Below are 19,879 nucleotides of genomic sequence, written 5' to 3'. Positions count from 1 at the left end.
CTCCATCTTGGCGGAGGCCGCCGACATCGCCTCGGGGGGTTGCGTCAGCCGCCCGAGGCCGGGATCTCTGTGAGCACGGGAGCCTTCGCCTCAGCCTTCGCCTCCTTGTCGAACTCGCTCTCCGGGATCGCGAGGATGCGGTCGACGATCTTGTCGGTCTTGGCGCGGTAGGCCGGCTGCGTGCTCTCGAACAGCGGGAAGATGTACGGCTTGTCGTCGAAGTCGGCGAGGGCGACCTGCTCGACATAGGGCGGCAGCTTCGCGGTGCGGCCGTTCTCCAGCGTGATGGCCGTGTCGGTGACGTTGAAGTCGTAGCGCGTCAGCCGCGAGCTGTGCTTCGCGCCGAAGGACTGTGTGATGTAGACGTGGTCGTCGGCGACGGCCAGCCCCTGGATCATCGACGGTGCCCGGAAAGCGAGGTCCGGCACCACATGCACGTCGCCGTCGACCTCCGTGGCGCTGTTCGGCGGGCCGACGTCCACGAGGTCGATGCTGCCGTCGTCGTGCGGCTCGGAGAAGTCGAGTGTGTACACCTGGAGCTGCGCCTGGTCGGCATCCGTCGTGAAGTATCCCAGCCAGATCTCGTCCTGATAGAAGTCGAGGACGGATGCCGCAGGCAGGGAGTCCACGTACAGGCTGAGCGCGTACTCGATCGGCTTCGAGGTGGTGAGGCGGTAGTCGTCGATGGCGTCCTGCGTGATCGCGGAGATCACGGCGTGTCCGTCGTCGGAATCCGCCACCCAGAGCAGGTGGCGCTCGAGGTCGTAGCCGAGGCCGCCCACATGCGCCTTGTTCGCCAGGCCGATCGTCTTGAGGTAGTTGCCGCTGCCGTCCAGGACGAAGATCACGGAGTTCTGCTCCTGGCTGTGGTCGTACGCCGAGACGAAGATCTGCCCGTCACCCACCGTCATGCCCTGCGGCGTGTAGTCGCGGGAGACCCCGAGGTCGTATCGGTCGGACCCGAAGCGGGAACGCAGACCGTAGGCGCCCTGGAGCCCGGGCAGCGGCTCCGTGAACATCCCGGAGTTGAGCACCAGAGGGTAGTCGCGCATCGACGCGGCGAAGTCCTCATCCGAGACCAGTGGCGTCGTCGACGCCCCGCCGAGCGCGAAGGACACGTGCGGATTCGCGCGCGGGTCCGCACACGCCGACAGCCCGAGAGCGAGAGCGAGGGCGAGGGTGACGGTGAGCAGAGCAGCGGCCAAAGGTGTGCGCATCACAACTCCGATTCGAGTGCCCGCCACTGACATGATAGATACTGTAATGTTACTGCGGTGAGCAGCCCTCCTCCTCACCTCTCTTCTCCTATGAACACCACCGCGAGAACTGCCCCTCCTGCGCACGCGACGGCGTCGCGCGTGGGCGGGCTGACCGGTCTCCGGGCGCTCGCGGTGCTGGCCGTCCTCGGCTATCACCTCGTACCGGGCGCCGTACCGGGCGGGTTCATCGGCGTCGATGTGTTCTTCGTCGTGAGCGGGTTCATCGTCACGCACCTGCTGCTGCGCGAACGCGAGCGGACGGGGCGGATCGCCTTCGGCGCGTTCTGGCTGCGGCGGGCGCGGCGCATCCTCCCCGCCCTTGCGGCGATGATCGGCGTCTGCGTCCCGCTGGCGCTCGCCGTCGATCCCCGCCTGCTCGGCGACCTGCGGCGTCAGCTGATCGGGGCCGCGACGTTCAGCTCGAACTGGCTCGCGATCGCCGCCGACGGCGACTACTTCCACTCCGACCGACCCGACCTCTTCACCAACCTCTGGTCGCTCGCTGTCGAGGAGCAGTTCTATCTGCTCGGGCCCGTCGTGCTCGTGCTGGGGCTTGCGGTCCTGCGCGCTCGTCGCCGGGCGATCGTGATCGCGGCGCTCGTGCTCGCCGCCGCGTCGGCCGTGGCCATGGCGGTGCTGTCCGGCTCGCCCACACGCGCGTACTTCGGCACGGACACGCACGCGTTCGGACTCCTGTTGGGGGTCGCCCTGGCTGTCGCGCTCGGGGTCGCCCCGCTGCCCGGCGCGAGCGGGCGGCGGGCGGTGCCGCGCGTGCTCGTCGCCGTCGCCGCGCTCGGTGTGCTCGTCGCCCTGACCGCCCTGCTTCCCGGATCCTCGCCCCTCGGCGCCCGCGGCGGGCTGCTGCTCGCCAGCCTCGCCGCGGCCGCCCTCGTCTGGGCCGCCGCGACCACCCCCGCGCTCGGGCGGGTGATCGACGTGGCGCCGCTGGCATGGCTCGGCGCGCGCTCGTATGCGATCTATCTGTGGCATTGGCCGCTGCTGCTGATTCTCGGGGCCACCCCGGTCGGAGCGGATCCCGTGCTGCGCGCCATCCTCACCGCCGTCCTGTCAGTGGCGGCGGCGGCGCTGTCCTTCGTGCTGATCGAGACGCCATTGCGGTCGGTGCGGGCTCCGGGTGCCGCTGTGCGGCTCCCCGGTCGTCGTCTCGTCCCGCCCGTCGCTGTCCTCAGTGCTCTGGTGCTGTGCAGCGGGGCCATCGCCGTCGCCCGCGACGACACCTCCGCGGCCGAGGCGATGGTCGCGCGCGGCCTGGCGGCTCTCCGCAGTGCCTCGTCCGCGCCCTCGTCGACCATCACCGCGCCCCCGGAGCCCACGGCATCGCCCACGGCGGTTCCTGCCACCGCGACGCCGAGCGCCCCGCCGCCGGTGCTCGGCACCGACATCACCGCGATCGGCGACTCGGTGATGCTCGCCTCCGCGCCGGAGCTGCAGACCGCGCTGCCGGGGATCGCCATCGACGCGAAGGTGTCGCGCAGCATGTGGGCCGCGGCCGACATCCTCACCCAGCTCGCGAACAGCGGCGCCCTGAGACCGATCGTCGTCCTGGGCCTGGCCACGAACGGCGAGGTCGGTGCAGATCAGCTCGGCAGGGTGCTCGGCATCATCGGGCCCGACCGCACTCTGGTGCTCGTGAACGCGCACGCCCGGCGCGGCTGGATCCCCGGTGCCAACGCCACGCTCACCGCGGTGGCCGACGCGACCGCCAACGTGGTGGTGGCCGATTGGGACAGCGCGATCACGCCGTATCCGCAGGACCTCGCCGACGACGGCATCCACCCGCAGCCGCCGGGGGGCGACATCTACGCGGCGACCGTCGTCGCGGCGATCCAGCAGGCGCGCGTCGAGGTGGCCGAGGTGCAGGCCGCCCAGGCGCGGGCGGCAGCGGAGGCCGCGCAGAAGGCCGAGCGACTCGCCACCCAGGAGCCGCGAGATCGGAGCCCCAGACCGTGACGTCGATGATGCTGCTGCTCGCCGGCGCGGGTGCGCTCAACGCGTTCGCCGTGGCGCTGGTGCTTCTGCGCGCGGCGGTCTACCGGGTTCCCGTGTACCGTCCGATGCTGCTCAACGTGGTGCTGTCGCTCGCGCCCGCGATCGTGCTCGCCGCGACCTTTGCGCTGCTGATGCTCGTCGCACAGCTTGACCTGCCTCCGATCGCCCTTCGGCTCGTCGCCGTCGCAGGTGGCCTCGTCTGGCTGCTGCTGCTCCCCAACTCCGCCTACCTGATCACCGAGCTCAACTTCTCGCATCGTCGGATGGACGACCCCGTCCCGCTGTGGTTCGACATCGTCGGCACCTTGGCGCTCGCGCTGTCGGGGATCGACAACACCGTGCTGAACGTGTTGCTCGCGCAGGCCGTCTTCTTCGCGCTTCGAGACGACGGCCTCTCGGGCATGAAGGTGGATGGCGACACGTGGGTGGTGGCGGCCGTCATCCTGCTGCTGGTGTCGTTCGGCATCTACCTCGGACGGCACATCCGTTTCAACTCGTGGGACCTCGTCCGGCCGACGCGCTTCGTGACCATCCTGGTGCGGCATTTCCGCCAGCGGGGGCGGGTGACCGAGGCCGCGGGATTCTGCGCGTTGCACACGATCCTGCTCGGGATCCTGTACGCGATGATCGCGCTGCCGCTCGCCGCAGCCCTGTGAGAGGGCCGGGCACCGCTCCGTCGCGGATGGTGCCCGGCCTTTCGTCAGGCCTCCCGCAGCTCGCCGTCCGCGTCGATCTCGAGCGTGAGGTCCAGGTCGAGGCGGTCGAGGAACGCGTCGTCGTGGCTCACGATCAGCACCGCGCCGCGGTAGGCGCGCAGCGCCTCGACCAGCTGGTCGACCGTGTCGAGGTCGAGATTGTTCGTCGGTTCGTCGAGCAGCACGAGGTGCGGCGCGGGATCGGCCAGGAGCAGCCCCGCGAGGGCGACCCGGAAGCGCTCGCCGCCGGACAGGGCGCCGACCGGTCGCTCGGCCGTTGCGCCACGGATCAGGAAGCGGGCGAGCCGATTGCGGAGCTCCTTCTCGGGGACGTGCGGCGCCACCGCGGCGATGTTCTGGAACGCCGAGGCGCGGTCGTCGAGACCGTCCACGCGCTGCGGCAGGTAGCCGATGCGGTCCGTGTGGGCCTCGGCACGGAGCACGGGGCGCCCGCCGCTCGGCGACTCGGTCGCGGGGTCCGTGGTCGGAACCACTGTCGGCTCTCCGGCTCCGCTCGCGAGCAGGCGTTCGAGGAGAGTGGTCTTTCCCGCGCCGTTGCGCCCGATCAACGCAACGCGCTCCGGACCCTGGATGAGCCACGACCGTTCGGAACCGTGCAGCTCGGCGATGCGGCGTGCGCGGGAGACCTCCGGATCGGGCAGCTCGATCTTCATGGAGTCGTCCGAGCGCACGCGCCGACCGGCGGCGTCATGGGCGGCGCGGGCCGCCTCCTCCTTCGCGCCGACCTCGGTCCGCAGCTTGCCCGCCGACACCTCGGCGGCCATCTTCCTGCCGTGGGCGATGATCTTCGGCACCCGCTTCTCGATCTCGGCCTTCTTCGCGGTGCGGGCGCGATGCGCGAGCTTCACCTCCGCCTCGATGCGCTGCCGCTTCTCCTTGCGGAGCGCCTGGGCGGCGGCGACCTCGGCCTGCTTCGCCGCGTCCTGCTCGGCATCCAACCACGCGCGCCACTCCGAGTACGGGCCGCCGAACACGCTCAGCGTGCGGCCGTACAGCTCGGCGGTGTCGTCCATGAGCTCGAGCAGGGCCAGGTCGTGGCTCACCACGATCAGGGTGCCCTTCCACCCGCGCACCATGTCGGACAGGCGCGCCCTGGCCTCACGGTCGAGGTTGTTGGTCGGCTCGTCGAGAAGGGTGATGGGGGCGCCGCGCAGGCGGATGCCGGCGATCGCCACGAGCACGGCCTCGCCGCCGGAGAGCTCGCCGACGGTGCGATCGAGGAAGTCGGGGGCGAGTCCGGCTTCCGCGAGCGAGGCCTCGGCGCGCGCCTCGATGTCCCAGTCGTCTCCGACGGCGTCGAAGTGCGCCGGGTCGACGTCGCCGGACGTGATGGCGCGCACCGCGTCGAGCGGGACGGCCACGCCGAGCAGCTCGGCGACGCGACGGTCGACGTCGAGCGTGAGCTGCTGCGGCAGGGTGGCGACCTCGCCGGACGTGGTGACCAGACCGGACGTCGGCTCGAGCTCTCCGGCGATCAGCCGCAGCAGCGTCGACTTGCCGGCGCCGTTGCGGCCGACGAGGCCGGTGCGACCCGAACCGAAGGCGCCGGAGAGCCCGTCGAGTGCGATCGTGCCGTCGGGCCAGGTGAAGGAGAGACGGTCGAGGACGACCGCGGAATGCAGGGGGGAGGGGTGTGACATGGGTGTCTCCTGTCGAGTGCGGGGTGCACTGACGCCGAGACCCTGGCCAGGCGCGAAAGAATCGCAGCCGGAAGGGGCGAGGGTCTGCCGTGGAGTCGGCGATCGTCGGGTCAGCGCGCGGATAGCGGAGCGCGGAGGCGACGATTCAGATCAAAGGACTTCCAGACACGGCGGACAGGACGCCACGACGATACCCGGGCGTGTCGTGTCGCGCAACTTTCGGGCGTGTCGCGGGCTGCCCCGGCGCGACGCGGTGAGGCGCTCGTCAGGACGGGGTCGTGTCCGCGGCGGGCTCAGCGTCGAGCCCGTCGAGCCACGTCGACAGGAAGCGGTGCACATCCCTCAGCTCCTCCTCGGAGATGCTGTGCGTGAGCCCGGTGTAGACCCTGCCGGAGAGTTCGACGTGCCCGGGCAGCCACTGCGCGGTGTGGTCGATGAGCGCGGGCGGGATCACCTCGTCGTGCGTGCCGCGGCCCCAGAAGACGGGGGGCCGCACCGTGGCGAGCACCTCGTCGCTCGGCAGCGGCTCCGGCGCGGCGTACCCGCTGAGCGCGACCACCGCATCGATGCGGTGAGGGGCGAGTCGCAGCGCCTGCAGCGACACCGCGGCGCCCTGCGAGAAGCCGAGCAGCGCCACGGAGGGTGCTCCGGCGGCTGCGACATCGAGCCAGCGCAGCAGCGCCTCGGCCGCGAGGGTCACGGCCGCGGAGCTGCGTCCGTCCAGCCCCTCGATCGGGTACCACGACCGGCCGGGCATGGGCCACGGCGGTGCGAGGGGGGCCGCGACCGAGGCCACGGCGATGCCGTCGGGGAGGTACGGGATCAGCCCGTACAGGTCGTGCTCGTCGGCCCCGTAGCCGTGCAGCAGCACGAGCAGCGGCAGTGCGCCGCGATCCGGGGTCGACCATCTCGTCGCGGCATCGTCGATCGTCAGAATCTCGCTCACACCGTCATCCTGCCAGGCACCGCCGACGCGCCATCGGTGGGCATCCGCGAGGGCGGCTGGTAGAAAGGACCCATGGCGGTGCGCACACCCGATCCCGATCCTGAGCCCGACGACGAGGGTCTCGGCTCGTTCCCCGATGCGAACCCGCCGGTGCCGGGCGCGAACCCCGGCTGGCTCAGCGACGTCGAGCTCGAGGAGGCCCGTCGACGGCTGCCGATGCTCTACGTGGAGGCGATCCCCGTGCGCACCGACGGCTCGGGCCAGGTGACCGAGATCGGTGTCCTGCTGCGGTCGACGCCGCTGGGGGAGATGACCCGCACGATCGTCTCCGGGCGTGTGCGCTTCGGCGAGACCATCCGCGATGCGCTGTTCCGCCATGTCGAGAACGACCTGGGGCCGATGGCGTTCCCGCTGCTGCCGCCGCAGCCGCTGCCGTTCACGGTCGCGGAGTACTTCCCGCTTCCCGGTGTCAGTGCGTACCACGACGACCGGCAGCACGCCGTGTCTCTCGCCTTCGTCGTCCCCGTGACGGGCACGTGCGAACCGCGTCAGGACGCTCTCGAGGTGACGTGGTTCTCTCCGGAGGCCGCCGCGTCCGACGCCGTCGCCGCCGAGATGGAGGGTGGGCGCGGCACGCTGATCCGCCACGCCCTCGCCAGCCTGGGTCTCCTGCGCTGACGCGGGTGCGGCTCAGGCGGTGGTGAGGCGCGAGAGCGCCGCCACGAACGCGTCCACGTCGGACTCCTCCGTGTCGAAGCCGCACATCCACCGCACCTCGCGGCGCGACGCGTCCCAGTCGTAGAAGCGGAACACGTCTCGCAGCTGGTCGGCGACGCCCTCCGGAAGGGTCGCGAAGACCCCGTTCGCCTGTGTGGGCTGCGTGAAGCCGACGCCCGCGATCGAGCCGGCCGCGAGTCCCTCTTCGATGCGGGCGCGCAGGCGGCCGGCCATGGCGTTCGCGTGACGGGCGTTGCGCAGCCACAGGTCGCCCTCCAGCAGCGCGATGAGCTGCGCCGACACGAAGCGCATCTTGGAGGAGAGCTGCATGTTGAACTTGCGCGCGTACGGCAGGCCCTCCGCCGCGTCCGGGTTCAGCACCACGATCGCCTCGCCGAGCATGGCGCCGTTCTTGGTGCCGCCGAACGTGAGCACGTCCACGCCGACGTCGCGCGTGAACGCGCGCAGCGGCAGGTCGAGGGCCGCGGCGGCGTTGGAGAGCCGGGCGCCGTCGAGGTGAAGCTTCATGCCGCGTTCGTGCACGTGCTCGGCGATGGTGCGGATCTCGTCGACGGTGTAGAGGGTGCCGAGCTCGGTGGACTGCGTGATCGACACGACAAGCGGCTGCGCGCGGTGCTCGTCGCCCCAGCCCCAGGCCTCGGTGTCGATCAGCTCGGGCGTGAGCTTGCCGTCCTCGGTGGGGACGGTGAGCAGCTTGAAGCCGCCGATCTTCTCCGGGGCGCCGCCCTCGTCGACGTTGATGTGGGCCGTGGACGCCGCGATCACGGCCCCCCACCGCGGCAGCATCGACTGCAGCCCCGTCACGTTGGCTCCGGTGCCGTTGAACACGGGGAACGCCTGGACGCCCTCGCCGAAGTGCGCCTGGAAGACCTCCTGGAGCCGGGCGGTGTAGGCGTCTTCGCCGTACGCCACCTGGTGGCCTCCGTTGGCGGCGGCGATGGCCGCGAGGACCTCGGGGTGGATGCCGGAGTAGTTGTCGCTGGCGAAGCCCCGGATGGCGGGGTCGTGGGGGATGCTCACCGGACAAGCCTAATCGTCCTGCCGACCGCGGATCCAAGGTGCCCTACCGAATGTCGGAGCCCACCCCTACCCTCGAACCCATGGAGCGCACCGCGGCCAAGACGGCCTTCGCGAACGTCCTCGTCAACACGCTGATCGCCAACGTGACGACGAGCTTCCTCTGGTTCGCGCTCACGTTCTGGGTCTACATCGAGACGCAGTCGGTGCTCGCCACCGGCATCATCGGCGGCGCGTACATGCTCTTCGTCGCGTTCTTCGCGATGTTCTTCGGCACCCTCGTCGACCGGCACCGCAAGCACCGGGTCATGTTGCTGTCCAGCGTCATCTCCGCGGTGGCGTTCCTCATCGCGGGAGTGCTCTACGTCTGGCAGCCCGAGGCGGCGCTGCTCGACCTGGGCGGGCCGTGGTTCTGGCTGTTCTCCGGCATCATCCTGTTCGGCGGCGTGATCGAACAGCTGCGCAACATCGCGCTGTCCACGACCGTCACCCTGCTGGTCCCGGAGGAGAAGCGCGCGAACGCCAACGGCCTGGTCGGCACGGTGCAGGGCATCGCCTTCCTGGTGACGAGCGTGTTCTCGGGGCTGTCGATCGGCTTCCTCGGGATGGGCTGGACCCTCGGGATCGCGATCGTGGCGATGGCGCTCACGTTCGCGCATTTGCTGTTCATCCGCATCCCCGAGGCCGAGCCCGAGGTCGACCCTGAGGCGAAGAGCGCGATCGACTTCCGCGGCAGTGTGCAGGCGATCCGGCTCGCGCCCGGACTGTTCGCGCTCATCATCTTCTCCACGTTCAACAACCTCATCGGCGGCGTCTACATGGCGCTCATGGACCCCTACGGGCTGACCCTGTTCGACGCGCAGATGTGGGGCTTCGCGCTCGCTTTCGCCTCGACCGGGTTCCTCATCGGCGGCGGGCTGGTGGCGAAGTTCGGCCTCGGGAAGAAGCCGGTGCGCACGATGCTGCTCGTCGTGATCGCGATGGGGCTGCTGGGCTCGGTGTTCATGCTGCGCGAGTGGTGGCCGCTGTATGTGCTCGGCATGTGGGTGTACATGGCGCTCGTCCCTCCTGTCGAGGCGGCGGAGCAGACCGTGATCCAGAAGGTGGTGCCGTTCGCGCGTCAGGGACGGGTGTTCGGCACCGCGGCGGCGATGGAGGCGGCGGCCGCCCCGATCACGGCGTTCCTGATCGCACCCATCGCCGAGTTCTTCGTGATCCCCTACATGGACACGGCCGAGGGGCAGCGGCAGTGGGGGTGGCTGCTCGGCGAGGGCGAGGCGCGGGGCATCGCGCTGATCTGCCTGTTCGCCGGGCTCGTCATGGTCGTGGCCGCGACGCTCGCATTCTTCACGCGGTCGTACCGTCGCCTCACCGAGCTGTACGCGTCCGCACCGGACCCCGCGCCGGACGCCGAGGCGGGAACGGACGCCGAGAGGGAGGCGGACGCCGCGGAGACCGCCGAGGCGGAGACGGACCGGTCACAGACGGACCGGTCACAGACGGACGGATCGCAGACGGACGGATCGCAGACTCGCGCGGTCGACGCGCCTCCCGTCGTCCCCGGGATGCCTCCCGAGCGGCGCTGAGCGGTCCCGCGCTGAGGAGTTCGGCGCTGAGCGGTCCCGGGCTGAGCGGTCCCGCGCTGAGCCCGAGCCCCGCGGGTCAGCCGTCGAGGTCGAGGATGCTGTCGTTGAGCGTGGAGGCGTCGTCGTCCCACAGCCGTACAAGACGAGCCGCAAGGGCGCCCGGATCGAGCGCCTTCGCACGGAGCACGACCGCCGCCGCCCGCAGCGGCTGTTCCGCCTCCCTCGCGGCCTTGGCGAAGCCCTGGGCGACCGCCCGGGTCCAGGCCTCGCTCGCCGCCTTCACCGCGGCATAGTTCGCACCGCCCGCGAGGGGCCGAGCGACGGCCGTCGAGGACACGATCGCGAAACGTCCCGCCGGCGAGGCGCGCAGTGCGGCGTCGAACGCCCGACTGGTGGCGCGCACCGCCTCCAGGGCAGGAAGCAGCGCGTGGAAGTCGTCGTCGCTCTGCCCGGCGAGCCCGCCGCCGCCGCGCCAGCCGCCCACCAGCGGGACGACGGCGTCCACGACACCGAGCCGTGCCGCGAGGGCGCTCATGTCATCGAGAGCGGTGGCGTCGGCCACCTCGACCCGCGCTCCGGCCTCCGCCAGAAGGTCGAGGCGGTCCCGCGAGCGGCCGGTCGCGATCACGGTGGCGCCCGCCTCGACAAGAGCCCGCGTGGCAGCCAGCCCCGCACCGCTGGTGGCGCCGGCGAGGAGCACGCGGCGGTCGCGCGCTCCCGCGGGAAGCGAATCGGTCATGCGGTCCACTCTCTTCCTCCCGAGATGCTTCTGCGGCCGGACCCGCCACCCGGGTCTCCGGCCGCAGAAGCTGTGCGCCCCAGCGTCACAACGAAGCGGCGCGGATCAGTCGTCCGTACCGCGGATCCCCACCGTCGACTCGATGACCGGCTTCATCTTCTTGTCGAGGGTCTCGAAGAACATCGACAGCGGGAACTCGTCGTCCATGACGGCGTCCGTGTAGCCCTTCGGCGCTCCGGCGAGGATCTCGTCGGACAGCCCGCGCGCCCACTGCGACGCGGGATGCGGGGTGAGCGTGCCGCGGACCAGCTCGTAGGCGGCCAGCCAGTGCGCCACCTTCGGGCGGTCGATGGAGTGCCAGTACAGGTCGTCGATCGCATCGCCGAGTGCCACGACCGCGTCCGGCACGCTGTCCCAATCGAACGCCAGGGCCGTGTCGGTCCAGTGCAGCACGCCGCGCTGGTGCAGCCAGGCGAACAGCAGCTGGCCGCCGACCGCGTCGTAGTTGCGCGTGCGGGTGCCCGTGATCGCGAAGCGGAAGATGCGGTCGAAGATCACCGCGTACTGCACGAGGTGCGCGTAGTCGTGCATCTCCCGCTCGGTGGCGGTGAGCTCCTCCCCGGCCTCGACCCGCGCGGCGAGGGCGCGTTCGATCTTCACGGACTCGCGGAACGCGGTCATGTCGCACCGCATCTCCTCCAGCGAGTAGAGGAAGAACGGCATGCGCTGCTTGATCATGAACGGGTCGAACGGCAGGTCGCCGCGCATGTGGGTGCGGTCGTGGATGATGTCCCACATCACGAACGTCTTCTCCGCCATCTGCTGGTCGTCGAGCATCGCGGCGGCGCGCTCCGGCAGGTCGAGGTTCGTGATCTCGGCGGCCGCGCGGACCACGCGACGGTAGCGGGCGGCCTCGCGGTCCTGGAAGATCGCGCCCCACGTGAACGTCGGGATCTCGCGCATGGCCACCGTCTCCGGGAACAGCACCGCGGAGTTTGTGTCGTAGCCCGGCGTGAAGTCGACCAGCCGCAGCGAGACGAACAGCTTGTTGCCGTAGTCGCCCGCCTCGAGTGCGGCGATGAACTCCGGCCAGATGGTCTCCACGATCAGCGCCTCGACGAGGCGCTCGCTCGACCCGTTCTGCGTGTACATCGGGAACACGACCAGGTGCCGGATGCCGTCGATGCGGTGCTGCTGCGGCTGGAACGCCACGAGCGAGTCGAGGAAGTCCGGCACGCCGAAGCCCTCTTCCGCCCAGCGCTCGAAGTCGGCGACGGAGGCCGTGAGGTACGCAGCGTCGTGGGGGAAGGCCGGAGCGAGCGCGCGGATCGCGGCGGTGATCGCGCCGACGAGCTCGCGGGCGGCGTCGTGGTGGGCGGCCTCCGGGATGGAGCCGTCCTTCACCTGCAGTTCGCGGATCGCGATGGCGGCCTGCTTGAGCTGGTTCCAGGCGGGGGACTGCTCGGCGACCGCGGCGTCCTCGACGACCTCGGGTTCGCCGACGATGGCCTGGACAGCGGAGCTGTTGGCGGAGATGAGGGACATCGGGACCTCCGATCGCAGTGAAAAACGGAAAGATTCCGGCGATAACGGAATCCTGACGATAATCTTACAGCTATGGATGATTCTGTCGACCGCGCGATCCTGGCGGCGATCTCCCGCGACGGCCGTGCCACGCTGGCCCAGCTCTCGGAGGCGGTGGGTCTGTCCGTGTCCGCCGTGCAGTCCAGGCTGCGGCGGCTGGAGACCCGCGGGGTCATCACGGGCTACCGCGCGATCCTCGACCCCGAGCAGGCGGGCACGCCCCTCTCGGCCTTCATCGAGATCACCCCGCTGGACCCGGCGCAGCCCGACAACGCGCCCGAGCTCCTGGAGCACCTGGACGCGATCGAGGCGTGCCACTCCATCGCCGGCGACGCCAGCTACATGCTGTTCGTGCGGGTGCCGTCGCCGCGCGCCCTGGAGGAGCTCGTGCGCGATGTGCGTCTCGCCGCCAACGTGAGCACCCGGACGACCGTGGTCCTGCAGACCTATTACGAGCACCGCCCGATCATCCCCATCGCCGCGGAGTAGGGGAGTCGGCGGCACTAGCCTCGGTAGGCTTCGGCCATGCCGACGATGAGCGACCCCCGCACGTTCGCGCTCGCCGCCGAGCCGGGGCGGGAGAGCGAGGACGCGATCGCCCTGGGCGCCGGCGTCGCGGTGGTGGTGGACGGCGCAGGGCTCCCGGCGTCCATGCGGGCGGGGTGCCGACACTCCGTCGCCTGGTACGCGCGCGTGCTCGCCGAGGCGTTCCGTGATCGCCTGGAAGACAGACGGGTGCCTATGACCGATGCTCTGGCCGGCGCGATCGCCGCGGTGGCGGCGCTCCACTCCGACATGTGCGACCTCGGAGCGGGGTCGCCCAGCGGCACCGTCGCGGCATGGCGGGTGGACGGCGACGCCCTCGATCACCTGGTGCTATCCGACGCCTCGATCGTGCTCGTGATGGCAGACGGCGAGGTGCGCGAGATCACCGACCTGCGTATCGACGACGCCGTGGACCGTGGAGCGGCCGAGGTCCTCGGTGGGCGCATGGTCGACGCGGCGGAGGAGGCGCGCGTCCGCTTCGCCGCCCTCGACCGGATGCGGAACGTCCCGGGCGGCTTCTGGTGCTGTCACGTCGATCCCGCGGCGGCCGCAGAGGCCGTCACGGGGCGCGTGTTGCTCGACGACCTCGCCGGTGTCGTGGCGTCGTCCGATGGCGGGACCCGGGGCTTCCGGTCCTTCGACGCGCACGGTCTCGACCGGTTCGGGGGGCTCGCCCTGGCGGGGGACCTGGCGCGGATCGCCGAGGAGATCCGCGCCAGCGAACGCGCGGCTCCCGACCGCGCGCGGGTCAAGCGGCACGACGACATCGCGCTGGTGCTGGGGGCGGTCGCGCGCGAGCGGTGACCCCTCGCACGGACCGGCGCCGAGGCGCGCGACGCGGAGACACGGGAGTGGCGCGGCGCTGAGGCGCGGGATGCCGCGTCGCGGGGGACCCATGACTCGCGCGGAGCAGCGGCTCAGAGCACGGCGCCGACCACGGCCTCGCCGAGCGGTGTGCGCAGATGGAGCATGCGCGCGCCCTGCCGTTCGCTCGCGATCAGTCCGGCCTCGCGCAGCACGGTGAGATGATGCGATGCCGTCGAGGCGGCGATGCCGGCGTCCCGCGCGACCTGCGTGGTCGTGCGTGCCGCTCCCGCGTGCAGGAGGATGTCGGCGCGCACCGGCCCCAGCAGGGCACCGAGCGCTGCGGCGATCGCGGTGGCATCCCGCGCCCACCCCGCCGTCACGCCGCGAGCGGGGTAGAAGAGGGTGGGCTGCGCGGGCGGCTCCGTGAGCACCATGCACCCCCACGACGACATCACCGAGGGCACGAGGACCAGGCCCCCGCCGCGGCAGTCGACCTGCTCGCTGTGCCGGCGCAGCGCGACCCGCACGGCTCCTCCGCCCCACGACACCTGGCGGTGCAGGTCCCCCGCCATGCCGGCGATGCCGCCCGTGGCGATGGCCCGCGCACGCACCGCGATGTCGGCGCGCAGCAGGCGCTCGAGCTGGGGCCAGACGGGGGCGAGCGCGGCCTCCCACACTTCCGCCCAGGCATCGGCGACGGCCGCCCTGGTGCGACGGGGATGCTGCAGCATGTCGAGGAGCCGCTGCTGACGCGTGCCGCGCGAACGCACGATCATCTTGCCCAGGTCCACGCGCAGGGGGTCGAGCGGCGTCGCCCGGAGCGCGTCGAGCTCGTCGGCCGGGGCGAGGTCCCACCGCGGTGTCGTGGTGAGGAAGTCGGGGAGATAGCCGTCGTCGCCGATCACGGTGGCCAGCAGCGCGTACGCCTCCGAGGGGAGGCGGTCCCGCACGGCTCGCAGCCACCCCCACTGCAGCGGGTGGGCAGCCGGGCGACGCAGCACGCGCACCGCGTGCGCGAGCTCATGTCCGGGGGACACCCCGAACCGCACGGCCTCGATGTCGCCGGGGCTCAGATGGAATTCGACTCGGTGATCCGGGTGCTCGACGCCCTCGACCGGCAGGGAGTTTCGATCCACGTCGAAACTCTAGAGGCTCGGTGCGACGCTGTCGAGACTGGTGCCATGACCACAGAGACTCCGATTCCGGCCGTCGTCGCAGGCGCCGCGCTCCGCATCGGCGCCGGGCGCACCCGTCGCTTCGTCGGTGCCGACCACGGTGCCGCGATCTCCTACTTCTTCGTCGAGAACCAGCCGGGGGAAGGGCCGGGATTGCACTGGCACCCCTACTCTGAGACCTGGGTCGTGCTGGAGGGCAGCGTACGCATCGTCATCGGCGACGAGACGTTCCCGGCCGGCGCGGGAGACACCGCCACGGCCCCGGCTTTCACGCCCCACGCCTTCACCAACACGGGGGAGGGGCTGCTGCGCATCCTCTGCATCCACGCCTCCGACACCATCATCCAGACGTTCCTCGACGAGGACTGACCAAGGAGAACCCATGTCGTTCCAGGCCTATCTCGACAAGGTCGAGACCCAGACCGGGCTCACGCCCCGACAGTTCATCGAGCTCGCCCGTGAGAAGGGCTTCGATGAGACGACCAAGGCCTCCGTGGTGCGGGATTGGCTGAAAGAGGAGTACGGACTCGGCCACGGCCACGCGCAGGCCATGGTGCACGTGATCCTCAAGGGGCCGAAGATCAGCTCCGCGCACGTCGGCAAGACCGGCTCACACGGCGACGCCTCCGACACGCTCTGGCTCGACGGCAAGGACAGCAACCCGAACGCCTGATCGGCCGCATCGCCGCGCACACTAGGATTCCGTGGGTGGCAGCATCCTCCCAGCGCAAGAAGAAGAGCAGCACCCGCACCCGACCGCACACCAGCGGGAATCCGGCGAAGCGGCCGGTGATCGAGGCGGGGCCCGTCACCGTCGGCGACTGGATCGGAGCGGCCCGGCTGCGCACCCTTCCGCTGGCCGTCGCCCCCGTCGTGATCGGCACGGGAGCCGCCCGCAGCACCGGGCCCGAGTTCCACTGGGTCATCGCGCTCGCCTGCCTCGCCGTCGCCGTCCTGCTGCAGATCGGCGTGAACTTCACGAACGACTACAGCGACGGCATCCGCGGCACCGACGCCCATCGGGTCGGTCCGGCCCGGCTCACGGCCTCTGGGCGGGTGAAGCCGAGGACGGTCCTCATCGTCGGGCTGGTGTTCTTCGCGCTCGCCGCCGCCGTCGGCATCGCGATCGTCGTGCGCACGGAGCAGTGGTGGATGCTGGCCGTCGGGGCCGCCTGCATCGTCGCGGCCTGGTTCTACACGGGGGGCAAGCGCCCGTACGGGTACTACGGGCTGGGTGAGGTCTTCGTCTTCGTGTTCTTCGGCCTCGTGGCCACGCTCGGCACCACGTGGGTGCAGGTCTTCCAGCTGCCGCAGCAGGCGTGGCTGGGGGCGATCGCGGCGGGGCTGTTCGCGTGCGCCGTGCTGCTCGCCAACAACCTGCGGGACATCGACCAGGACAGAGAGGTCGGCAAGCGGACGCTCACCGTGCTGATCGGCCGACGCGCGACGCAGGTGCTCTTCACGCTCTTCGTGCTGGCGCCGTTCGGCATCGCGGTGTTCCTCGCGCTGCTGTTCCCGATCGCCTGGATCTCGCTGCTCGCGCTGCTGGCCGGGCTCCCCGCCGTGCTGATCGTGTGGACCTACCGCCAGCCGAAGGAACTGGTGATCGCGCTCGCGCTCACCTCGCTCACCTCGCTGCTCTACGCGGGCGCCCTGTTCTGGGCCTTCGTCGGCTGAGCCGGACGGAAAGTCGACCGGAGCGGAGTCAGTCCTCGCGGCGGCCGTCGACGGGCGTCGTGCCGGTGACGGGCGTCGTGCCGGTGACGGGCGTCGTGCCGGTGGCGGATGTCGTGCCGGTGACGGGTGCGGTGCCGTCGATGGCCTCGTCCTCGGCGTTCGCGTCGGCCTGCTGACCGGAGACGCGTCCCTGGCGGCGCTCGTGCAGGCGCGCCGAGGCGTCGGACAGCGGAGCCCGCAGGAACAGCATCGAGATGCTCGCGCCGATGAGGGCCGCGAAGATCGCCGCCAGCCACCAGAACTCGCGGAAGATCGGGAAGAAGAACCACAGGATCGCCAGCGGGACGAGGAAGGCCAGCAGGCGCAGCACGGTGTAGACCAGGAGTGGGGCGGGCTTCTTCACCCTCTCAGTCTACGTTCGCGGACCTGACCCTCCGCCCGGCGCCGTCGGCAGGCCCAGAGCGGAGAAGGGAACGGCGCGGACGACGCGACGCCACGGATGCTCGCCGAGCGTCCACAGCGCCTGCGCCTCGGCGTCGAGCGCCAGATCCTCGCAGCCGATCGGCAGCGGCACCCGGTCGCGCCGCATGCCCTCGGGCTCACCGGCCCACAGCGTGCCCGGTCGCAGCAGGTTCGACTGGGACACGAAGTGCTGCGCGCCCCAGCGCACGGCGCCCTGCATGTGGCGGATCCCGGGCACGAAGCGCCGCTCCTCGCGGAATTCGCCGTCCGGCTCCGTCGGCACGGTGAACTCCGCCACGACACCGCTCTCGTCGCTCCGGTACTCGCCGATCAGCACGCGCGGCAGCGAGGTCCCGTCCGCTGCGAAGACCCGCCCGAGGAAGGAGCACCGGAGCGCCACGGGGTGCTGCCGGGTGCGCACGGCGACCAGCACCGTGGCGCGCCCGCCGCGTCTGCGGCTTCCCGCGAGCCGGTGCGCCTCGGTGCCGCGCACGCGACGCAGGCGGGCGAGGTCGAACTCCCAGATGCCCTCGCGCGTCGCCGCCGCGAACAGCCGGTCGCCGAACCAGGCGAGTCCGCCGGCGTGGATGCGTGCGGGCTCGAGGCGCCCGTCCGTCCCCTCCGTCGCGAGCATCACGTCCAGGTGGCGTGATCGCTCCAGGTCGACGACGGTGATGCGGGAGGCGAGGTGGCGGCCGGAACGATCCTGTCGGAACCAGCTGACGACGAGCGAACGCCGTCCGCGCAGCTCGCCGACGTCGACGCCCTGGGGATACCAGCGCTGTGTCCAGGAGCGCGCCGTCAGCCAGCGCAGCTCCACGCCGGTCCCACGGCGGCGTCGCCGCACCGGGCGCCACACGGTTCCGAAAGGCCAGAGCATGGCTCCATCGTCGCGGATCCCGGAATACCTGGCGAATCCCGGACCCGCCCCTCGCGTCGATTCGGCATCAGTCGAATTGATATGTATCATGTTACGTGTTGAGTGTTGATCTTCATGGAGTCGCCCTCGACGCAATCCCGTGGTCCGCTGGTGGGGGCCAGTAAAACCACGGGGTGCCGTCACCGCACGGTGTCGGTTTCCCGGGTGTTCGCACCCGGCAGTGCAACGCACTGGGGGTGTGGTCCGTTCGGGTGCGGGCCACACCTCAGCGTTCACAGCCCGCCGAGTCACCGGCCGTTCACCGCGAGGTCGTCCGTCGGTCACACGGAGGTGTCACGATGCGCGGACGCCGTCCACCTCGGGAGTCCCGTGCGCACGCCCCTCGTCACCGTCATCCTTCCCGCGAAGGACGCCGGAGCAACCGTCGGGACCACGCTCGAGACGCTGACCCGTCAGTTCGACGATCCCTCGGCGCTCAAACTCGTCGCGATCGACGACGGTTCGCGCGACGACACGGGAGCACTCATGGCGCACTACGCCGGCCGCCTCCCGCATGCCGAGGTCGTGCGCAACGCCGAGCCGAGGGGGCTGGCGACCGCCCGCAACCAGGGACTCGCGCTGGTGGAGGGCGAGGCCTTCTGCTTCGTGGACGGCGACGACTGGATGCAGCCGCAGCGGCTGGCGGTGCTGGTGTCCCGCCTGAAGGAACTGCGCTGCGACTTCCTGCGCACGGACCATGTCACGGTGTCTGGCGGGAGGCGCGCCCTCGTGCGCGCACCGCACCCGTGGCGGGAACAGGTCTCCGCTCCTCGCGAGGCGATCCTGCCCGCCGACGAGCCCACCCTCGTGGACTACCCGTTCGCGTGGGCCGGGATCCTGCACCGCAGCCTGATCGACCGCGGACTCGCCGCCTTCCCGGACGGACTCTTCACCGCCGAGGACCGCCCGTGGATCTGGCGCCTGCACCTGCACGCGGAGTCTTTCGCCGTGGTCGACGCCCCCGCGCTGCTCTACCGCCGCGGCGTGGCCACGTCTCTCACGCAGACCAGGGATGCGCGGCAGCTCGACTTCGCGCCCGCCCTGACCGAGGTCGTCCGGCTCGTCGCGGAAGACCGTGAGGCCGAGCGCTTCCTCCCCAAAGCGGTGTGGACGACGCTCGCTCTCAGCGCCCACCACCTCGTGCGGGCGCGGAGCATGACCCCGGACGTGCGCTTCCGCATGCGGTCGCGCATCGTCGACCTGCTGCGCGCACTGCCGCCCGCCGAGGTCGCGGCGGTGGTCGCGCGGCTGGACGGACCGCGGCGACGGGTGCTCGCGCGTCCGCTGCGCCGGGCGGGGCACGCGGCATGACCCAGGTCTTCGCGCTGCACAGCGCCTACGGACTGGCGACGGCAGCGGCCGCCATCGACGCCGGGCTGCTCGCGTACTCGGGCACCGCGCCGGAGCGGCTGCTCGTCCCGTTCACGTCGTCGCGGGTTCCGGAGACCACGGTGAGCATCGGCGACGACCCCGCCCTCCGCTCTCTTCGGCGGCGGTTCGACCGCATCGAACCGCTCGAGCGTGTCCTGGGGCCGCTGCACCCCAGCGGGTGGGAGCCGGGCGAGTCCGAGCTCCCCGTGCTCGGACGGCTGCTGGCGCGGGCGTGGGACCTCGATCCGCACGACCTGGAGCTGTGCGTGCAGAGCCCGCAGGTGGCGCCGGCTCGCACTCTCCTGGCGCTCTTCCCCACCGCGCGCCTCACGATCATCGGCGATGGCCTCATGACGTACGCGCCGATGCGGGTGCGGCTGCCGCACACCGTCACCGCGCGCATCGCCAGGGTCGTGCACGCCGACGTGGTGCCCGGCGTGCGACCGCTCGTGGGCGGCCCGCAGGCGCAGACGGTTCCCGTGCCGGCCGCGGCCTTCGCAGCGGCGCTGCGGGAGACGGACGAGCCGGAGCCGAGCGTCGAGTCCGGGCCGTCCACCGTGCTCGTGCTCGGGCAGTACCTGTCCGCCCTGGAACTCGTGACGCCCGCGGAGGAGCTCGCACTGCAGCAGCGGCTCGTCGACCGGGCGGCCGCGTGGGCCCCGGCGCGCATCGTGTTCAAACCGCACC

The 19,879-nt window shown here is 71.3% G+C and carries 20 protein-coding genes; 11 read left to right on the top strand and 9 right to left on the bottom strand.

What is annotated here, in order from left to right; genetic code table 11:
* Positions 1–44: 44 nt before the first annotated feature.
* Positions 45–1,217, bottom strand: coding sequence for a hypothetical protein (locus M3C17_RS14165; RefSeq protein ID WP_259978531.1), 1,173 nt, complete (start codon positions 1,215–1,217; stop codon positions 45–47).
* Positions 1,218–1,358: 141 nt separating this feature from the next.
* Between M3C17_RS14165 and M3C17_RS14160 the strand changes: the two genes are divergently transcribed.
* A complete protein-coding gene (locus M3C17_RS14160) occupies positions 1,359–3,230 on the top strand; it encodes an acyltransferase family protein (RefSeq protein ID WP_259978529.1) in 1,872 nt (623 codons plus the stop codon).
* 5 nt (positions 3,231–3,235) lie between these two features.
* Positions 3,236–3,925, top strand: a complete 690-nt coding sequence (locus M3C17_RS14155) for a DUF1361 domain-containing protein (RefSeq protein ID WP_259978543.1) — start codon at positions 3,236–3,238, stop codon at positions 3,923–3,925.
* A gap of 44 nt (positions 3,926–3,969) precedes the next feature.
* On the opposite strand, the gene M3C17_RS14150 is transcribed toward M3C17_RS14155, so the two are convergent.
* Entirely contained in the window at positions 3,970–5,625 is a 1,656-nt protein-coding gene (locus tag M3C17_RS14150) for an ABC-F family ATP-binding cassette domain-containing protein (RefSeq protein ID WP_259978527.1), read from the bottom strand.
* A 265-nt stretch (positions 5,626–5,890) separates the two neighbouring features.
* Entirely contained in the window at positions 5,891–6,571 is a 681-nt protein-coding gene (locus M3C17_RS14145; protein ID WP_259978526.1) for an alpha/beta hydrolase, read from the bottom strand.
* A 72-nt stretch (positions 6,572–6,643) separates the two neighbouring features.
* Between M3C17_RS14145 and M3C17_RS14140 the strand changes: the two genes are divergently transcribed.
* A complete protein-coding gene (locus M3C17_RS14140) occupies positions 6,644–7,249 on the top strand; it encodes an NUDIX hydrolase family protein (protein ID WP_259978525.1) in 606 nt (201 codons plus the stop codon).
* Positions 7,250–7,261: 12 nt separating this feature from the next.
* Here M3C17_RS14140 and M3C17_RS14135 read toward each other — a convergent pair whose 3' ends face one another.
* A complete protein-coding gene (locus tag M3C17_RS14135; RefSeq protein WP_259978524.1) occupies positions 7,262–8,329 on the bottom strand; it encodes a low specificity L-threonine aldolase in 1,068 nt (355 codons plus the stop codon).
* An 80-nt stretch (positions 8,330–8,409) separates the two neighbouring features.
* On the opposite strand from M3C17_RS14135, the gene M3C17_RS14130 reads away from it, so the two are divergent.
* Positions 8,410–9,912, top strand: coding sequence for an MFS transporter (locus M3C17_RS14130; RefSeq protein ID WP_259978522.1), 1,503 nt, complete (start codon positions 8,410–8,412; stop codon positions 9,910–9,912).
* A gap of 76 nt (positions 9,913–9,988) precedes the next feature.
* On the opposite strand, the gene M3C17_RS14125 is transcribed toward M3C17_RS14130, so the two are convergent.
* Both M3C17_RS14125 and M3C17_RS14120 read right to left on the bottom strand, forming a co-directional pair.
* Positions 9,989–10,651, bottom strand: a complete 663-nt coding sequence (locus M3C17_RS14125; protein WP_259978521.1) for an SDR family oxidoreductase — start codon at positions 10,649–10,651, stop codon at positions 9,989–9,991.
* Between the two features lie 105 nt (positions 10,652–10,756).
* Entirely contained in the window at positions 10,757–12,196 is a 1,440-nt protein-coding gene (locus M3C17_RS14120; protein ID WP_259978520.1) for a DUF6421 family protein, read from the bottom strand.
* Positions 12,197–12,268: 72 nt separating this feature from the next.
* Between M3C17_RS14120 and M3C17_RS14115 the strand changes: the two genes are divergently transcribed.
* On the top strand, positions 12,269–12,724 hold the full coding sequence (locus tag M3C17_RS14115; protein WP_259978519.1) for an Lrp/AsnC family transcriptional regulator: 456 nt from the start codon (positions 12,269–12,271) through the stop codon (positions 12,722–12,724).
* Positions 12,725–12,760: 36 nt separating this feature from the next.
* Positions 12,761–13,585, top strand: a complete 825-nt coding sequence (locus M3C17_RS14110; RefSeq protein ID WP_259978518.1) for a hypothetical protein — start codon at positions 12,761–12,763, stop codon at positions 13,583–13,585.
* Between the two features lie 113 nt (positions 13,586–13,698).
* On the opposite strand, the gene M3C17_RS14105 is transcribed toward M3C17_RS14110, so the two are convergent.
* Positions 13,699–14,724, bottom strand: a complete 1,026-nt coding sequence (locus M3C17_RS14105; RefSeq protein ID WP_259978517.1) for a helix-turn-helix domain-containing protein — start codon at positions 14,722–14,724, stop codon at positions 13,699–13,701.
* A gap of 45 nt (positions 14,725–14,769) precedes the next feature.
* On the opposite strand from M3C17_RS14105, the gene M3C17_RS14100 reads away from it, so the two are divergent.
* Genes M3C17_RS14100 through M3C17_RS14090 form a run of 3 tightly spaced genes read left to right on the top strand, consistent with a single transcriptional unit; the run spans position 14,770 to position 16,440 of the window.
* Positions 14,770–15,132 (top strand): cupin domain-containing protein, encoded by a 363-nt coding sequence (locus M3C17_RS14100; protein WP_259978516.1) that lies wholly within the window; start codon positions 14,770–14,772, stop codon positions 15,130–15,132.
* A gap of 13 nt (positions 15,133–15,145) precedes the next feature.
* Positions 15,146–15,436: a DUF4287 domain-containing protein gene (locus tag M3C17_RS14095; RefSeq protein ID WP_259978515.1), complete on the top strand. Its 291-nt coding sequence runs from the start codon at positions 15,146–15,148 to the stop codon at positions 15,434–15,436.
* A gap of 35 nt (positions 15,437–15,471) precedes the next feature.
* Positions 15,472–16,440 carry a 1,4-dihydroxy-2-naphthoate polyprenyltransferase gene (locus tag M3C17_RS14090; protein WP_259978513.1) on the top strand — a complete coding sequence of 323 codons (969 nt, stop codon included), beginning with the start codon at positions 15,472–15,474 and terminating at the stop codon, positions 16,438–16,440.
* A 28-nt stretch (positions 16,441–16,468) separates the two neighbouring features.
* Here the strand turns inward: M3C17_RS14090 and M3C17_RS14085 are convergent, their stop codons facing one another.
* Positions 16,469–16,843: a DUF4229 domain-containing protein gene (locus M3C17_RS14085; protein ID WP_259978512.1), complete on the bottom strand. Its 375-nt coding sequence runs from the start codon at positions 16,841–16,843 to the stop codon at positions 16,469–16,471.
* Between the two features lie 9 nt (positions 16,844–16,852).
* Positions 16,853–17,782 (bottom strand): hypothetical protein, encoded by a 930-nt coding sequence (locus M3C17_RS14080; protein WP_259978510.1) that lies wholly within the window; start codon positions 17,780–17,782, stop codon positions 16,853–16,855.
* A 369-nt stretch (positions 17,783–18,151) separates the two neighbouring features.
* Here M3C17_RS14080 and M3C17_RS14075 point away from each other — a divergent pair, with 369 nt between their 5' ends.
* Both M3C17_RS14075 and M3C17_RS14070 read left to right on the top strand, forming a co-directional pair.
* Complete coding sequence (locus M3C17_RS14075; protein ID WP_259978509.1) at positions 18,152–19,132, top strand: glycosyltransferase family 2 protein; 981 nt, start codon at positions 18,152–18,154, stop codon at positions 19,130–19,132.
* Positions 19,129–19,879, top strand: a 751-nt coding sequence (locus M3C17_RS14070) for an alpha-2,8-polysialyltransferase family protein (protein ID WP_259978508.1), incomplete at its 3' end; no start/stop codon positions are given. The genes M3C17_RS14075 and M3C17_RS14070, both read left to right, overlap by 4 nt.

Source organism: Microbacterium sp. p3-SID336 (assembly GCF_025143365.1).
Lineage (GTDB): Bacteria > Actinomycetota > Actinomycetes > Actinomycetales > Microbacteriaceae > Microbacterium.
The sequence above is the reverse complement of the archived record's forward strand: the minus strand, read 5'-3'. Positions and strand labels throughout refer to the sequence as shown.

What these genes read in the sequence shown, in the direction of transcription:
- M3C17_RS14165 (WP_259978531.1), bottom strand. Translation starts at nt 1,217, where the DNA reads ATGCGCACACCTTTGGCCGCTGCTCTGCTCACCGTCACCCTCGCCCTC.
- M3C17_RS14095 (WP_259978515.1), top strand. Translation starts at nt 15,146, where the DNA reads ATGTCGTTCCAGGCCTATCTCGACAAGGTCGAGACCCAGACCGGGCTC.
- M3C17_RS14140 (WP_259978525.1), top strand. Translation starts at nt 6,644, where the DNA reads ATGGCGGTGCGCACACCCGATCCCGATCCTGAGCCCGACGACGAGGGT.
- M3C17_RS14150 (WP_259978527.1), bottom strand. Translation starts at nt 5,625, where the DNA reads ATGTCACACCCCTCCCCCCTGCATTCCGCGGTCGTCCTCGACCGTCTC.
- M3C17_RS14110 (WP_259978518.1), top strand. Translation starts at nt 12,761, where the DNA reads ATGCCGACGATGAGCGACCCCCGCACGTTCGCGCTCGCCGCCGAGCCG.
- M3C17_RS14120 (WP_259978520.1), bottom strand. Translation starts at nt 12,196, where the DNA reads ATGTCCCTCATCTCCGCCAACAGCTCCGCTGTCCAGGCCATCGTCGGC.
- M3C17_RS14125 (WP_259978521.1), bottom strand. Translation starts at nt 10,651, where the DNA reads ATGACCGATTCGCTTCCCGCGGGAGCGCGCGACCGCCGCGTGCTCCTC.
- M3C17_RS14100 (WP_259978516.1), top strand. Translation starts at nt 14,770, where the DNA reads ATGACCACAGAGACTCCGATTCCGGCCGTCGTCGCAGGCGCCGCGCTC.
- M3C17_RS14115 (WP_259978519.1), top strand. Translation starts at nt 12,269, where the DNA reads ATGGATGATTCTGTCGACCGCGCGATCCTGGCGGCGATCTCCCGCGAC.
- M3C17_RS14155 (WP_259978543.1), top strand. Translation starts at nt 3,236, where the DNA reads ATGATGCTGCTGCTCGCCGGCGCGGGTGCGCTCAACGCGTTCGCCGTG.
- M3C17_RS14130 (WP_259978522.1), top strand. Translation starts at nt 8,410, where the DNA reads ATGGAGCGCACCGCGGCCAAGACGGCCTTCGCGAACGTCCTCGTCAAC.
- M3C17_RS14080 (WP_259978510.1), bottom strand. Translation starts at nt 17,782, where the DNA reads ATGCTCTGGCCTTTCGGAACCGTGTGGCGCCCGGTGCGGCGACGCCGC.